17 protein-coding genes are annotated in these 14,168 nt (G+C 49.9%); 15 read left to right on the top strand and 2 right to left on the bottom strand.

Features of this window, described 5'->3' with window-relative positions; translation table 11 throughout:
- Window positions 1–201 precede the first annotated feature (201 nt).
- Window positions 202–1,419 carry a tyrosine-type recombinase/integrase gene (locus tag CSR02_RS03035; protein ID WP_099540532.1) on the top strand — a complete coding sequence of 406 codons (1,218 nt, stop codon included), beginning with the start codon at window positions 202–204 and terminating at the stop codon, window positions 1,417–1,419.
- Here CSR02_RS03035 and CSR02_RS03030 read toward each other — a convergent pair.
- Window positions 1,391–1,681, bottom strand: coding sequence for a DUF3892 domain-containing protein (locus tag CSR02_RS03030; RefSeq protein ID WP_099540531.1), 291 nt, complete (start codon window positions 1,679–1,681; stop codon window positions 1,391–1,393). The two genes, CSR02_RS03035 and CSR02_RS03030, sit on opposite strands and share 29 nt — an antisense overlap.
- Before the next feature lie 799 nt (window positions 1,682–2,480).
- On the opposite strand from CSR02_RS03030, the gene CSR02_RS03025 reads away from it, so the two are divergent.
- Window positions 2,481–2,906, top strand: a complete 426-nt coding sequence (locus CSR02_RS03025; RefSeq protein ID WP_099540530.1) for a RusA family crossover junction endodeoxyribonuclease — start codon at window positions 2,481–2,483, stop codon at window positions 2,904–2,906.
- Window positions 2,907–3,262: 356 nt separating this feature from the next.
- Here the strand turns inward: CSR02_RS03025 and CSR02_RS03020 are convergent, their stop codons facing one another.
- Window positions 3,263–3,613 (bottom strand): helix-turn-helix domain-containing protein, encoded by a 351-nt coding sequence (locus CSR02_RS03020; RefSeq protein WP_259328766.1) that lies wholly within the window; start codon window positions 3,611–3,613, stop codon window positions 3,263–3,265.
- Window positions 3,614–3,758: 145 nt separating this feature from the next.
- On the opposite strand from CSR02_RS03020, the gene CSR02_RS16475 reads away from it, so the two are divergent.
- The 13 genes from CSR02_RS16475 to CSR02_RS16240 all read left to right on the top strand — a co-directional run bounded on the left by CSR02_RS16475 (window position 3,759) and on the right by CSR02_RS16240 (window position 14,066).
- Window positions 3,759–3,932: a hypothetical protein gene (locus CSR02_RS16475; RefSeq protein ID WP_167384084.1), complete on the top strand. Its 174-nt coding sequence runs from the start codon at window positions 3,759–3,761 to the stop codon at window positions 3,930–3,932.
- Window positions 3,929–4,156, top strand: coding sequence for a hypothetical protein (locus CSR02_RS03015; RefSeq protein WP_099540529.1), 228 nt, complete (start codon window positions 3,929–3,931; stop codon window positions 4,154–4,156). Before CSR02_RS16475 ends, CSR02_RS03015 begins: the two co-directional genes overlap by 4 nt.
- Complete coding sequence (locus CSR02_RS03010) at window positions 4,149–4,388, top strand: hypothetical protein (RefSeq protein WP_099540528.1); 240 nt, start codon at window positions 4,149–4,151, stop codon at window positions 4,386–4,388. Before CSR02_RS03015 ends, CSR02_RS03010 begins: the two co-directional genes overlap by 8 nt.
- A 117-nt stretch (window positions 4,389–4,505) precedes the next feature.
- Window positions 4,506–4,754 (top strand): hypothetical protein, encoded by a 249-nt coding sequence (locus tag CSR02_RS03005; protein WP_099540527.1) that lies wholly within the window; start codon window positions 4,506–4,508, stop codon window positions 4,752–4,754.
- Between the two features lie 405 nt (window positions 4,755–5,159).
- Entirely contained in the window at window positions 5,160–5,381 is a 222-nt protein-coding gene (locus tag CSR02_RS16245; protein WP_143225525.1) for a helix-turn-helix domain-containing protein, read from the top strand.
- Between the two features lie 123 nt (window positions 5,382–5,504).
- Entirely contained in the window at window positions 5,505–6,314 is an 810-nt protein-coding gene (locus CSR02_RS02995; protein WP_099540525.1) for a bifunctional DNA primase/polymerase, read from the top strand.
- A complete protein-coding gene (locus CSR02_RS02990) occupies window positions 6,311–7,711 on the top strand; it encodes a phage/plasmid primase, P4 family (RefSeq protein ID WP_099540524.1) in 1,401 nt (466 codons plus the stop codon). Before CSR02_RS02995 ends, CSR02_RS02990 begins: the two co-directional genes overlap by 4 nt.
- A 370-nt stretch (window positions 7,712–8,081) precedes the next feature.
- Window positions 8,082–8,648 carry a recombinase family protein gene (locus CSR02_RS02985; protein ID WP_041632942.1) on the top strand — a complete coding sequence of 189 codons (567 nt, stop codon included), beginning with the start codon at window positions 8,082–8,084 and terminating at the stop codon, window positions 8,646–8,648.
- A gap of 162 nt (window positions 8,649–8,810) precedes the next feature.
- Window positions 8,811–9,164 carry a hypothetical protein gene (locus tag CSR02_RS02980; RefSeq protein ID WP_099540523.1) on the top strand — a complete coding sequence of 118 codons (354 nt, stop codon included), beginning with the start codon at window positions 8,811–8,813 and terminating at the stop codon, window positions 9,162–9,164.
- A complete protein-coding gene (locus tag CSR02_RS02975; protein ID WP_099540522.1) occupies window positions 9,161–10,570 on the top strand; it encodes a terminase large subunit domain-containing protein in 1,410 nt (469 codons plus the stop codon). The genes CSR02_RS02980 and CSR02_RS02975 overlap by 4 nt, the downstream gene beginning before the upstream one ends.
- Complete coding sequence (locus CSR02_RS02970; protein ID WP_099540521.1) at window positions 10,570–11,388, top strand: DUF2213 domain-containing protein; 819 nt, start codon at window positions 10,570–10,572, stop codon at window positions 11,386–11,388. The genes CSR02_RS02975 and CSR02_RS02970 overlap by 1 nt, the downstream gene beginning before the upstream one ends.
- A gap of 5 nt (window positions 11,389–11,393) precedes the next feature.
- On the top strand, window positions 11,394–12,059 hold the full coding sequence (locus CSR02_RS02965; RefSeq protein ID WP_099540520.1) for a hypothetical protein: 666 nt from the start codon (window positions 11,394–11,396) through the stop codon (window positions 12,057–12,059).
- Between the two features lie 3 nt (window positions 12,060–12,062).
- On the top strand, window positions 12,063–14,066 hold the full coding sequence (locus tag CSR02_RS16240; protein WP_143225524.1) for a lytic transglycosylase domain-containing protein: 2,004 nt from the start codon (window positions 12,063–12,065) through the stop codon (window positions 14,064–14,066).
- Window positions 14,067–14,168: the final 102 nt, after the last annotated feature.

Raw genomic sequence — 14,168 nt, 5'->3', positions numbered from 1 at the left:
AAAAACATAACAATTTCAAGGAGATAGAGTAAAGAACTGGTGGAGCCAATCTCCACCAATCTTTTGTCCCTCTCTGCTTCTCACTGTCTCTAATATATTGTATAATATCAGTATATTAGATGATCTACTGTCTCCCACTGTGTCTGACTGTTTCTGTGTGACGCTGTTTTTAAGAGGGGGCTAAAGAGGGGTTCTCCGGTTATGAGTCGGGTTTCACCGCATCAACTCACAGCACGGCAAGTCAGTGCTCTGAAGGGCGGTTCTCTATGTGATGGAGGCGGCCTTTGGTTAGTGGCTCAAGGCGCTGCAAAATCTTGGTTTTTTAGGTTCACCAGTCCTATTTCCAACACCCGAAGAGAGATGGGGCTGGGATCCGTCCATGACCTGAGTTTGGCGGAGGTTCGTCGAAAAGCCACTGAAGCACGACACTTGGTGGCTGCAGGCCTTGATCCGATAGATGAGCGCCGAAAACTGAAAGCTCAACGGAAGAAAGAATCCGGCCTGACTTTCTCTGATATTGCTAAACGCTACGTAAAAGAAATGGCGCCAGGCTGGCGCAATGCCCGATCATCAACTGTATGGACCAGTTCTCTGGAAAGACATGTTTTCCCATCCATGGGCGGGAAACTCGTTTCAGAAATTGAAACCGAAGACATATTGGCAGTTCTACGCCCTATTTGGAAAACGACCACAGAGACTGCTGACCGCGTACGTGGGCGCATAGAGCGAATCCTCGACTTTGCGCGAACCCATGGCTGGCGAGATGGAGAGAATCCGGCGCGCTGGCGTGGTCACCTTGCCAATATCCTGCCCAAACCATCGGCTGTCGCTAAAGCGCGACACCTCCCTGCTGTAAACCGGAAAGACATTGGCAAGGTCATGGCCAAGCTGACTCAAGCTGAAGGAATTTCCCCCAAAGCCGTTAGATTTGCTTGTTTGACCGCAGCTCGCTCAGGCGAAGCTCGGCATGCGGTATGGTCTGAAATTGATCTAGTAACCAAAATATGGACTATCCCCGCGCATAAGATGAAGGCTGGGAAAGAACACCGTGTACCACTATCAGCTGGCGCAATAGCTGTGCTTCAGGAAGTCTTGCCATTTCGAGACAAACGAGCAGGAGATCTGGTTTTTCCCGGCGGAAAACGCGGTAGGCCACTATCAGATGTGGTCTTGTCCAAAGCCCTTCACAGTGCAGCGGGTACAAAGGACGTGACCGTCCATGGTTTGCGCTCCACTTTCCGAGACTGGGCTGCTGAAGAAACTGACTACCCAGGAGAGGTGGCCGAAATGGCTTTGGCGCATACCATCAGTGACAAAGTAGAAGCCGCTTATCGTAGAGGAGACCTCTTCAACAAGCGGCAAGAAATAATGACTGAGTGGAGCCTTCTGCTTAGTAAAGGGGGCACTCTGTCAGATTAAGAAGGTTGTTTGGAGCGAAGCCGTCCGCTTCTGTTTTTAAGTAACGATGGCCACTATGTTGTGAAACAACAACTTTAACAGTGCGACCATTTACAGAAACGAAAAAATCCCACTCATCCTGCAAAATATAGTTGATTGCTTCATTCTCCGTAATACGCCAGCGCTTACCCCCGGTAATTCCTCCTACATATTCAATCCTCTCATAAGGACTAGAATGCTCGCGCTTATTAATGCAGCTAATTTGTGCTGATTTCGTTGCCAAGTTACGTCTCTCTTATCAAAAAATTAAAAGAGCCGCCTTGACGTTCTATTCTTGTACACGCCATAGAGGCTGTGCTAGTACAAGTTATAGCTTCCACAGGCGGCTCACACGCTTGTGGATCAAAAAGGGTTGGACCACGAATCCAACCCTTTTTTCATGTCTGCTTTCTTATAACCTCACAACAATTCTGTACCTAGTGTAATGCACTACATTTAGTGAATTTTATAAGGTGAGACACAAGATATGGAACCAGAAAAAGAACAAAAAGTGGCCAAATTCTGCCATTTTTGCCGTATTTAGCATTCAAGTTTTATCGTGAAAATCTGCTTCAAAACACGAAATCGAATCCAAAAAAGGGGGGTGGAATGACTTAGCAAAGCGTCACCTTAAGCCACTCCATAAACCACTAATTATTGCTAAAATGTACCCTCTAAAAATTCGGCAACTGCGTAACCAAATTTTCGGAAGAGGCGTTACCAAACGTCGGAATCAACCCGTTACCAAATTTCGGAAGGTGCGTAACTATTTTTCGGAAGTTATGGGGGGGCACACTCAACCGAGGTTCAAAACAAAGATTTTTTCAAACCTAATTTGAAACGATTTCTACAAGATTTTTAGGTTACTGATTTCTGCCCGAAGGCAGTTTCAGAGGATATCTTAATTTGTCGTACCGTACGACATTACATGACTTACTGGGGGCATAAGTTCTAAGCCGTGCAGACGAATTTCGTCGGCACAAACTTTCCAGAAACAGCCATTCCTATGTACTTCGCATCCATTCCGTACTATCCTTTCGGGCATGGAAACTGCTGCCTCTGACTGCCCTATTTACCGCATCACCGTCCCGGGCCTACTGAGGGCCAAAGGCCGCCCACGCTTTGGGAACGGTCGCACTTTCACAGATGCCAAGACAGTGCAGGCCGAGAAGCATATTCAACGTCACGCCATAGAACAGATTGGTAAGCCCTGCCTGACCGGCCCGCTGCATGTTTCCCTGATGATCAACATTGCCCCTCCGCCTTCATGGAGCCGGAAGAAAACAGCAGACGCATTGGCAGGCCGTATCCTGCCGACCAGCAGGCCAGACATCGACAACCAGATGAAGACTGCTGCTGATGCTCTGAACGGTATTGCCTGGAAGGATGATGCCCAGATCGTGGATGCCACCTTATCGCGCCGATATGGACTGGAGAGCATGACCGTGATTGAGGTGCGCCCGTTATGACCGGCAAGGGGGGCCGAACTATGCAGAACTGCACAGTTTCAGAAACTACCGGGATGCCGGGAGTAAATCCCCATAACAGGGGAATCTATAACATGGGGATTTCCCATGTTTTGAGATTCTGACGTGGCGCGGTTTTCGGGGTCACGTCCAAAAAGACCAATAAAATCAGCCAAGTGTTTTCAGAACGCTTCGAAAAGGCGCATTCCCCACAAGCCAAGCCCTGCTCAGATTGCACGGTTTGAAGCCCTCCGTGCGCGGGTGATGGGCATACCGGAAAGCCGGTAGGAGGCAGTCGGGAAATTTCCCGACCCCTCAAATGCTGAATTGACCTTACAGAATAAGCAATCTCGCAAATATCAATTTTCTTGATATTTTTTATTGCGATCGGCGATCCATTCTCTGGCTTTCTGATTCCGTTTTTTCTCTTCTCTACGTCTATTTAATTCATTTTGAATATTATTATTCTCCATTTCGCTTAGAGAATTATTTAATAATTTTACATTAATGCATCCATCGTCATCTATAGAGCAAATAACACCTCTCAACTCTAAGGTTGATGCTAGGTTAACTAATGTAGACAAATTAGCTGGGTGGCCATTTTCAATACGCGTAATAGTTGCGGGAGAGACGCCAGCAGACTGAGCGAGATCTCTGACGCCCATTTTTAATGCAGCGCGCGCCATCCTTAGTTGTGTCCCTGTTATCATATTAGCGCCTTGACAAAATGTAGGTCAGTAGTTTTATATTAGCACAACGTTATCATTTGATGACGTCATATACAACAAGTCGGCCGGCTAAGTGAGTACCAGTCACAAAGCCAGCCTAACCACAAACCGAGAGGATTCCTCGGCAATGGCTAAACGTGCCTATAGCACGCCCATACACACATGGGCATTCCGTATCTTCTGTACAAGCCTTCCCGCATTGGTGGCACCAGCTCTTATTGCTCTGATGCTATTGGGGCTGGGGGCTTCTGATCCTGTCGTAACTGGCCACGCAGCCCAGAAGCTGGAGGCTGTACGATGAGCGCCGCAACCGATGACGTTCTGTCTTGCCAGGTAGATCGCCTCACAGACATCCACAACGCTCTGACCCTACTAATGCGCGAACTGTACGAGCGTTCAGATAGTACCGGTGATCCGGCACCAACCCATGCAGATTGCTACGCATGGGCTGAAGGAGCGGGGTGGCTCGTACATTCCATTGCTCGTGTTCGCGACGGTGTGGCGGGAGCGCGTAATTATGAGTAGCCAAACCTCAGCCATGACAGAGGCCGAGCACGATCATCTCGCCAACTACAGGAAACCACACCTTTTGCTCCATAAAGCCGAGCAAATTGCACGCGCTATCCATGACTTGAGCCATCCAGAAAATGAACTGGTCTTTCCCGAAGTCCGGTACTGGCTGGCAGATGAACTCTGCTCAACGCTAAGTCGTCTGCAAGAAGTTACTGGCAGCGAGACGTGGAGGCCGCAGAAATGAGTCGTCTCCTTAAAGAACTAGCACTGTTCATCCTACTGCCCCTGACATGCCTGGCCTTTCGCACAACTACCGGGCTGGCTCGCTTCACATACCGTGTTGCTGGGAAGGATTAGGACCATGGCTAAACAGACTTCTGCGCCAAACCTGCGCAAAACCCCTGTGGCCACACCTGACCGCCTGAGTGTCATTCAGGATGCAACCAGCGAATTGTCCTGCATCGGGATTATCCTGCAATCCATGAGCAATGGCATCTTAACCGGCTCGGAAGAAGCAGGGCCCGGCCTTGATGGCGTAGGCATGGCTCTAGAGTGGCTGGCTGGGGAAATGGAACGGCGATGTGCCGTGATTGACGAGAATTTGTCGTGAAAAATACAGCCCGTCGCAAAAAAATCGGCTTCGTTAATCTTCGTGTAGCTGTTTTCGTTTTTCTTAATAGGACAAGACTGAAAAGAAAGAATGGCAGCATGTTTTATCTAGATGCATCTTATTACATCCATGTTAGCAGCTTAGCGCAGGTTTTGTACAGAAATACACACAATGGTTTTTTTGTATCCAGAGCAATCCAGAAGAAACCAGATACAACGAATATACTAGACGCCTCAGTAGGTTTCTGGCATAAAAGCACCATCATTGGAATTCATGTATCCAGCGCAATCCGCACCATGCGGGCTGCGCTTTTTTTGTTCTCTCTCAAATCGTAATCAATATGCAGGCAACGGATGGTCGCAAGACCAACTGCGCTTCCGTACGTCTGCATGCGTAGGAGTAAACATGACTGTTCAGCCTGAAAACACTGGATCCAGTACACTCCCTCTCATGGTGTCCGTTTCCGACGCACCGAAAGTATTCGGGATGTCTCGCTCACATGCTTATCGCTTGAAGGAGCAGGGATTGATCGAAATGGTAAAAATGGGCCGGGCAACCATGATCAAAACAGAATCCATGCTGTCATATATCAACAGCTTACCACCTGCGAAATCCAGCAACCCGTAAAAAAGAAACCGCCAGCCTGAGAACAGACTGACGGCCCCACGGAGATCGATTTATAATCTCCGTATAGCATGGGCTTACGTCAGGTACAATTAGAATCTCAGGCAAGAAAAAAGGGAAAATCTTATGAGCACGCAGAAGCGTGAACACTCCCGGCTTGCCTTGTTGCCTGTCGCAGAGAAGGCACAGTTGTTGGCTCGACACGGCTTAAAAATTTTCCCGTGTAACGAGGACAAAAAGCCCGTTTGCAAATGGAGCGAAGTCGCCACAAATTGTCCAGAAAGTGTGCCCTTATTATGGCGTACTTATCCTGGCACGTTGATTGGTGTAGCAACCGGCAAAGCTTCTGGTTTCGATGTGCTGGACCTTGATCTTTACAAACCAGACGCTGACGCATGGTATCAGGAGTATTGCGCTCGCATACCTGCGACACGCACGCATAAAACCCGCAAAGATGGCCTGCATCTTCTGTTCAGGCATCGGGAAAACATGCGGAACAGTGCAGGGAAGATCGCGCCTGGAGTCGATGTGCGGGCCGATGGAGGCTATATCATCTGGTGGCCTGCAGCCGGGTACGAAATCATCGATAAAAGCCGGGCCCAGCCGTGGCCTGCATGGCTTGTGGAAATGACACAACCCCCATTGCCGCGTAAAGCTGATCTGGAACATCTAGATAATAAGCTGAAAGATGCAGACCGTTACGTACAAGGTGCAGTGCGCGCTGCAGTGCAGGCTGTAGCGTCAGCACCAGAAGGGCGCAGAAATGATATCCTTAACGGCGAGACCTATTCACTGGCTCGGTTCATTCCTGAAGGTTATCTGACCGCCACCGATATCGCCTACGCTATGTCGGCTGCCGCCCTACAAGCTGGACTGCCAGAGTCAGAAATCCAGAAAACAGTTGCGTCTGCATTACGTGCAAGGGTGGGCGTATGACTGGAGCAATCAACGCCGATAAAGCTGTGCAGGATGGGTTAAGGAAAGCGCAGACCACGCTAGGAAGCAACAATTATGCTTTGCTGACAGAACATGGAATGGCAGCGGCTTTTACCGAGCGTTACAAAGACGAACTTCGGTATGATCATAAAGCTGGGTGTTGGTTTCTTTGGACTGGAACGCATTGGCAGGAAGATTGCAAACATCGGGCATTTAGTTATGCCCGCATGTTGGTGGCCGAAGCCAATCAGTTATGTGAACAGAAGGAACAGGCAATCACTGGCAAAGCTTCCTTCTGTGGCGGCGTAGAGCGATTTGCTCGCACAGATCCGGCTCATGCCGTTGTGCCGGAAGACTGGGATAAAGATCCCTATCTGTTAGCTACCCCCGGCGGCACAGTCGATTTACGCACTGGAGCATTACGCCCAGCCTGTCCGGCTGATATGATCACGCGCGTTGCTGCTGTAGCTCCGTCTGACATGCCTTACCCGCAATGGGAACGCTTTCTGAATGAAGCCACCAATGGCGATACAGAACTTATTGAGTTCCTAAAACGCTGGTGTGGCTATTGCCTGACAGGTGATACACGAGAACATGCATTGCTCTTTGGTTATGGCCCAGGCGGAAATGGGAAAAGTGTGTTTCTGAATACGCTTTCCCGAATTATGGGAGATTATGCCACCGTAGCTGCAATGGATACCTTTACAGCTTCACATGGCGACCGACACTCAACGGATTTAGCCATGCTGCGTGGCGCCCGGCTTGTCACGGCCTCAGAAACGGAAGAGGGCAGGGCATGGGCCGAAAGCCGCATCAAGCAGATGACCGGCGGTGACCCAATTACAGCACGATTTATGCGGCAGGATAACTTTACCTTCCAGCCTCAGTTCAAGCTGACCATCGTTGGGAATCATAAGCCTGTGCTCAAGAACGTTGATGAGGCAGCTCGCCGGCGGTTCAATATTGTCCCATTCATTCACAAGCCCAAAAACCCTGACAAGGATTTGGAGAGCAAACTACAGGGAGAATGGCCGGGCATCATGTATTGGATGATACAAGGCTGTCTTGAATGGCAGCGTGAAGGTATGCCCCGCCCCGCAGTCGTAAAAGAAGCAACTGCCGAATATTTCGAAGCGCAGGATACATTCGGACAGTGGCTGGCAGAACGGTGCATTCTTGATCCCAGCCTTGAGACAAAACCGAACATGCTACTCAAGGATTTTCAGGAATGGTGCCGGAATAACGGTGAGCCTGAGAGTGACAATAAGCGTATGCGTGGGATGCTGGAGAAGACAGAAGGAGTTCGATATCACCGGCATAAAAAATTGGGACAGTCTGTGCGCGGCATTGGTTTGCGGCCTCATTTACACGAAGCACAAAGATGGGAAAATTATTAAAGGTGATAGGGTATGATAGGGTTATTTGCTTTAACGCCACATGCGCGCGCGTATATGAGGAATAACGGTTTTACCCTGTCACACCCTATCACCCTAATATTTTGAGATGACGAAAGGCAGTTGTTCGGAATTTCTGGATGAGTGAATTTTGAGGGGGAAATGGCACCTCAAGCAAAATCCCCCGCCATGGTCAGCATTCTTCCGCAGTCATACCGTGAGCTTAGATTTGCATTGTCCTAAAAACCAAGCCTTTCAAGACACAGCAAACGTGGGACAAAATGACGGAAAGTCCTTGTCCTAAAAATTACCGTTTGACTTTTGAGACACGAAAGGAATAACTTCTAAGAGGTTTTAGGACATGAGGAACGCTATGAAGATCGGATACGCTCGCGTCTCGACAGTGGATCAAGATGCCGGACTGGAAGCCCAAATCCGCGACCTGAAAGCTGCAGGATGTGAAAAGATATTTTCTGAGAAGATCAGCGGTACAGATAGTCAGCGACCGGAGTTACAAGAAGCCTTGGCGTATATTCGCTCAGGTGATGTTCTGGTTGTAACCAAACCTGACCGTCTAGCCCGCTCAACTGCTGACCTTTTAAGCTACGTACAGACGCTTCAGAGCACAAAGTGCGGTCTTATCGTACTCTCTATGAATGGCACCACGCTCGACACCACAAGCCCCACTTCAAAGCTCATGCTAACTATGTTAGCCGCTGTGGCCGAATTTGAGCGCGACTTGATGCTTGAACGTCAACGTGAAGGCATTGCCAAAGCAAAGGCAGAAGGCCGGCCAATGGGACGCCCTCGCACAGTTCTTTCAAAAACCGAGACCATCCGCAAATTGAGACAAAAAGGTCTATCTGCTGCCGATATTGCACGTAAGCTAGGCATCGCCAGATCTGGTGTTTATCGGGCACTCGAAACAGTAAAAGCCTAATGTTGTTCTGTAATAATTCGTGATGTGGTTATTTCTAACTGTCTCCCAGTGTCTCTCACTGTGTCTGACTGTATCCAATCATGGCAAATATCCCTTTCATACCAATGGTGTTTCTAATTTTAGTGTTTGTAGTGCAAAAAACACCCCTGATATAAAGGAGATATGAAAAAGATAGGCCCCTATTCGAGACCAGATAGTCTCAAGAAACTCGACGGTAGAAGCAAAGAAGCACGACTGCTCAAAGACGTGCGCTCAGCACTGGTCGATCATGTAGGCGGCGCACCCTCTGTCACCCAGCTCGCTCTCATTGAGCGGGCCGCTTGGCTTACCCTCCACATGACCATGATGGACAGCCACATGCTGGCTGGTGGCGCTCCTGCCGAGCGGGATGCACGCCAGTATCTGGCATGGGCCAACACTCTCACCCGCACTATGCGCTCTCTTGGCTTGGATAAGGCTCCGGCTGTTGCTCGTGGGCTTGATGATCTTCTGGCAGAACGGAGAGCTCGCGTATGAGCATGAGTGTCCTGCAAGCCATGCGCGATCCTGACTTATTCGGGGCTGAGTTTAATTCCCCCTCCTGGACTGCATGGGAAGCCTTCCTTGCCGCGTTGCTCGGTGAAGAAATGACAGACGAACAGAAAACACTCTGTCACCTTCACACTGGACGCACAGACTTGCCTCTTGAGGCATTCCGGCGTGCCGCCCTGATCTGTGGCCGCCGTGCAGGGAAAAGCCGAGTGTTGGCTCTTCTGGGAACCTGTCTAGCTACCCTGAAAGATTATCGGCCTTACCTCTCTGCAGGAGAAGTAGCGACCGTAGGTGTGATCGCTGCTGATCGTAAGCAAGCACGTACTATCTTCCGCTATGTACGCGGCTTGATTTCTCTCGTACCCGAAATGGAAGCTGAGGTTACACGGGAGACAGATGAAATCATAGAAATGGCGGGGCGCCGTGTAGTAATTGAAATCGGTACAGCTAGCTTCCGTGCAACCCGCGGTTACACCTATGCCGCTGTGCTCTGCGATGAGATCGCCTTCTGGCGTGATGACAGTAGCGCTAATCCAGATGAGGAAATCCTGCGCGCTCTCCGTCCAGGCCTAGCAACCATTCCAGGCTCTATGTTGCTTTTGGCATCTAGCCCTTATGCCCGCCGTGGTGTGCTCTGGAAAACTTTCAAGCGTTACTATGGGCAGGACGGTGCCACCACACTTGTCTGGAAAGCTGCTACACGTGAGATGAATCCAGAATTCGATGTTCAGGAAGGGCAGGAAGCATACGAAGAAGACCCAGCAGCGGCAGCAGCAGAGTATGGTGCTGAGTTCCGCAGTGATATTGCTTCTTTTGTTGCACCGGAAGTAGTCGAAGCCTGCACGACCGTTGGTCGTTATGAACTGCCCCGTAATAGTCAGCATCGATATGTCGCCTTCGTTGATCCATCCGGCGGTTCATCTGATAGTATGACACTGGCCATCGCTCACCAAGAAGACGAATGTGCAGTTCTGGATCTTGTAAGAGAAAAGAAGGCACCATTCAGTCCAGAAAGCACGGTAGTAGAATTTTGCAACACGCTTAAATCTTACGGCATCAATTCCGTAACTGGCGACCGGTACGGTGGTGAATGGCCCCGTGAACAATTCCGCAAGAACGGTATTGAATACAAACTTTCAGAAAAAGTCAGGTCGGATCTTTATCGTGATCTTCTGCCTGTTCTCAATTCTGGCAAGGTAGAATTACTAGATATACCAGTCTTAAGCCGTCAATTATCTGGACTTGAACGCAGAACGAGCCGTGGAGGGAAAGATAGCATTGATCATGCTCCGGGAGGACATGATGACGTGGCGAATGCTGTAGCGGGAGCAATTGCGCTCACGACAACCAAAAAGCCATTCAACTTCCAATCTATTTTGGGTCGAATCTAATGCTATTTCCTTCTATGGCTTTTGATCAGTCCGTTCGTGTAAAATCGCCAGAGGGACACTTGCGGATTACGCAATGCGTTCTCTCCAGCGCGTGCGTATGCCCGTACTATGGGCGCGAAATACCGGGCTGGCGTGAGTTAGGACTTGAGCCTGAAACGATCTACCAGCTTTACCGCGACCCGACAGCGCTGGCGCAGGCCGCCGATACCATGCGCGGCAAACCGGTTCTTTTCACGCACCAGCCTGTTTCTGCCGGGGATCATCCTGCGGAGATTACAGTTGGCAGCGTGACGGATGCGCGGTTTGAAGATCCTGACCTTGTTGGCTCGTTTACGGTCTGGACGCAGGACGCTATCGACGCAATCGAAAGCGGAGAATTGAAGGCTGTATCAGCAGGTTATGCTTACAAGGCAATCCCGCAGGGCGGCGTGCTGAATGGCCAGCCCTACAGCCTGACGATGGTTGATATCGTGTTCAACCATCTCGCACTTGTCGCAACGCCGCGTGTTCCTCACGCAATTATTGGCGATGCGCTTCCGAAAGATATAAAAATGGCAAATACAGATTATCTTAAAGATAAACGCGTTCAAAACATGCTTGAAGAACGTGTTTCTCAACTCCAGAATGGGCTAGATGGCAGCGCCCATGATGCTAATTGGTTGATGAGGCTGGATGCAATCCTTCGGGAAGATGTCCCATCAAAAAACACAGCAATGGATAGTCTCGCACGCCAGCGTTTTGCAGAGTGGCAAACACGCGAAAAAACCTCATTTCGGGATCAGTTCCCAATGCTTGCACGTATTAAAGTTTTAGGATGACCAGAATGAAAAATAACCCTACACGTAAAGAACTTGCAAAAATTATTTCTGAAATACAACTGACAGAAAATAATTTTTCTAAAGTCGAAAATGCATATTTTAACGCTATTTCCAGTCGAGATAAATTAGAACAAAATCTTGAAGAAGCACGAAAAAAAGTTAGTGAAGCGAAGGCCAAAAAAGCATCTTTGATGGCTGACCGGCTCTTGGGACAGAAAGTGACAGCTGCTGATCCCGTCAATGCTGCGCAAGTGCTGGAACGAGAAGCTCAGCTTTCTCTTAGCGAAACCGAAGCCCTCATCAATGAACTCAAACGCCGGAAGGAAAAGCTAGAAGAAGAAAGAGAGCGGCTTACATTCAAAAGAAGCAATCTCATCAAAGATGTGGTTTCCGAAAGTGCTTTCGCCATTCATCTGCACCAACAGGTTGCAGACGCAGCGAAAACCCTTCTCGATGCAACCAAAAGCCTAAAGCTCCTACGCGACCGAGGATTCCAGGTTCCTTATCCTGAAGGGCACAAGCCCGCAGACGATACGTTAGAGCGAATCGATACACTCCCCTCTTCATGGATAGAGAACCGAATCCCTGGAACGTTACAACTTTCATCAAAATGGGCGGCAGCTTTGACTGCTCTCGAAACAAATGCATTTGCACCATTGCCTGAGGAATAAATCATGGCAACTGTAGTTGATGCCCTTGTGGTTGAAGTCCTTCTTCAAGCTGAAGCTTTGAAGAAAGGCACGCAGCAAGTTCAAACGCTGTTCGGGAATGTGACGTCTGGCGCGGGCAAGATGAGCGCTGGCGTCTCCAAGGCCACGGACACTGCGGCAGACTCTTTCCGGCATTTGGAGCGTAATGCTCTGGCCTTCCTTGCTGTGCTGACGGGAGGCAAGGCGCTTAAGGCGTTCGTGTCCGACACCACGACCAGCAACGTGGCGGCAGGCCAGCTCGCCAGAAACCTCGGCACGTCAGTCAACACGCTGACAACCTGGCAGAAGGTAGCGGAAGCAGCTGGCGGCAGTGCGTCCGATATGTCCTCCAGCCTTGGTTCTCTTGTCTCGCAATTCCAGACCATTGATGGCCGGCGTAATCTGGGCATGGCTTTCGGGCAGATGGGCGTGCGGCTGGAAGATGCTCACGGCAGGCTGCGCGATTTCAATGCGCTACTTCCTGACATGGCACGCGCGGCACAGCGTCTTGGCCCGCAGCTTTTCTCTACGCTGGCGGGGCAGGCGGGGTTCTCGCAGGGCGCCATCAATATGCTGGAGCTTGGCCCTAAGCGTATTGAAGGACTTTATAAAGCCCTGAAGAAGTATGAGCCTACTGAGCGCGATACGAAGGCATCCGCTCAGCTTCTGGCCGATTGGACGAAGCTGACAGCGCAGTCTGAATCCTTTGGCCGTTCGATCATGACCGACCTTAGCCCAGAAGTGCATCATCTGATGATGCTGATTGGCGGCGTGATTGATAAGAAACAAGGCGTCTGGCTGCAGGATATCGACCAGTATGTCACCCGCTTTGGTGATGCCATCGAGCATGTGGACTGGAAGGGCGTGGGCGATGAGCTGAAACGTTGGTGGGATTATCTCAAGAGCATTGATTGGCAGGGTGATGTTCAGGGCATAGAAAATTTTGCCAAGAAAATAGATGCCGCCGTTGAATCAACCACGGGATGGATGAATGCCGCAAAGCTGCTGCTGGATTTATGGGTGGGAGCCAAGTTTGCCGAAGTGCTGGCAAACGTTCAGAAACTAGCCGTAGCAACAGGCATTGGCATGGGTGGCCTGTCAAAAATATTGGCAGCCGCTGGCGTGGGATACGCGGCACATGAAGGCTTGGAATATGTAGATCCAAACGACCAGATAGGCCGGTGGTTTGATAACAACATTCCAGGCGCTGCCATACTTGATAACTGGGCTTCCAAAGTCGGGTTGGGCCGTTCCTATGAAGAGCAAGATGCTGCATCCGGCACCCCTGCAGGAATTGCTGACAGGCAAAATATTCTACAGCAGCTGGACCGTAAGTATGGATTTCCGGCGGGCACGATGGATGCGATATGGGCGCAGGAAAGTAGCCGGGGTCAAAACGCCCATGATTCCATTGCGGGGGCCCAAGGTGATTTCCAAATTATGCCTGATGTTGCACGCGAAGCAGGAGTTAACCCGCATAACTGGCGGCAGGCAGCCTCTTATGCCGCTTTAAGAATTGCAAAGGATCGGGATAAATTTGGCAGCCTTGCAATGGGTGTTGCAGCCTACAATGCAGGAGCAAGGCGCGTTGAAAACCTCTGGAGCGATTACTCATCCAACTGGTTGGCGCATGCCCCGAAAGAAACCAGAGACTACGTGAACCACATTGGATTGCGCGTGGCGCACCATAACGCATCAGTCGCTTTCGCGAAGGACGGTGGTGACACACTGTTTCAGTCCATTGTAAGAAAACCACCCTCCGCGTCGGCATTCCCGGGGAAAACAAGTGATTTTTCTTATGTTGAGGCTATGCAGAAGGCGATAGGTTCCACGCCCTCCGCGGGAGCATCTGGTGATACAAATAATATCACCACCCACATCAATATTACGGCCCCGAACAATGACCCAAAAGCCATCGCGAAAGAAGCACGGAATGCTTTTAATGATATACGCTTTAGAGCAAGGCAGGCCAATTTAGGGCTGACCTAACTGATATTCATAAGACAGGTTTTAAGAGGGGTAGGAAAACCTGAAACTCTCAAAAACATAACAATTTCAAGGAGATAGAGTAAAGAACTGGTGGAGCCAATC

The organism is Acetobacter pomorum, assembly GCF_002738225.1.
Taxonomy (GTDB): domain Bacteria; phylum Pseudomonadota; class Alphaproteobacteria; order Acetobacterales; family Acetobacteraceae; genus Acetobacter; species Acetobacter pomorum.
The sequence above is the reverse complement of the archived record's forward strand: the minus strand, read 5'-3'. Positions and strand labels throughout refer to the sequence as shown.

Bases quoted from the DNA above. Each gene is read 5' to 3' on its own strand.
- CSR02_RS03035 (WP_099540532.1), top strand. From the start codon at position 202: ATGAGTCGGGTTTCACCGCATCAACTCACAGCACGGCAAGTCAGTGCT.
- CSR02_RS03025 (WP_099540530.1), top strand. From the start codon at position 2,481: ATGGAAACTGCTGCCTCTGACTGCCCTATTTACCGCATCACCGTCCCG.
- CSR02_RS03020 (WP_259328766.1), bottom strand. From the start codon at position 3,613: ATGATAACAGGGACACAACTAAGGATGGCGCGCGCTGCATTAAAAATG.
- CSR02_RS16475 (WP_167384084.1), top strand. From the start codon at position 3,759: ATGGCTAAACGTGCCTATAGCACGCCCATACACACATGGGCATTCCGT.
- CSR02_RS03015 (WP_099540529.1), top strand. From the start codon at position 3,929: ATGAGCGCCGCAACCGATGACGTTCTGTCTTGCCAGGTAGATCGCCTC.
- CSR02_RS03010 (WP_099540528.1), top strand. From the start codon at position 4,149: ATGAGTAGCCAAACCTCAGCCATGACAGAGGCCGAGCACGATCATCTC.
- CSR02_RS03005 (WP_099540527.1), top strand. From the start codon at position 4,506: ATGGCTAAACAGACTTCTGCGCCAAACCTGCGCAAAACCCCTGTGGCC.
- CSR02_RS16245 (WP_143225525.1), top strand. From the start codon at position 5,160: ATGACTGTTCAGCCTGAAAACACTGGATCCAGTACACTCCCTCTCATG.
- CSR02_RS02995 (WP_099540525.1), top strand. From the start codon at position 5,505: ATGAGCACGCAGAAGCGTGAACACTCCCGGCTTGCCTTGTTGCCTGTC.
- CSR02_RS02990 (WP_099540524.1), top strand. From the start codon at position 6,311: ATGACTGGAGCAATCAACGCCGATAAAGCTGTGCAGGATGGGTTAAGG.
- CSR02_RS02985 (WP_041632942.1), top strand. From the start codon at position 8,082: ATGAAGATCGGATACGCTCGCGTCTCGACAGTGGATCAAGATGCCGGA.
- CSR02_RS02980 (WP_099540523.1), top strand. From the start codon at position 8,811: ATGAAAAAGATAGGCCCCTATTCGAGACCAGATAGTCTCAAGAAACTC.
- CSR02_RS02975 (WP_099540522.1), top strand. From the start codon at position 9,161: ATGAGCATGAGTGTCCTGCAAGCCATGCGCGATCCTGACTTATTCGGG.
- CSR02_RS02970 (WP_099540521.1), top strand. From the start codon at position 10,570: ATGCTATTTCCTTCTATGGCTTTTGATCAGTCCGTTCGTGTAAAATCG.
- CSR02_RS02965 (WP_099540520.1), top strand. From the start codon at position 11,394: ATGAAAAATAACCCTACACGTAAAGAACTTGCAAAAATTATTTCTGAA.
- CSR02_RS16240 (WP_143225524.1), top strand. From the start codon at position 12,063: ATGGCAACTGTAGTTGATGCCCTTGTGGTTGAAGTCCTTCTTCAAGCT.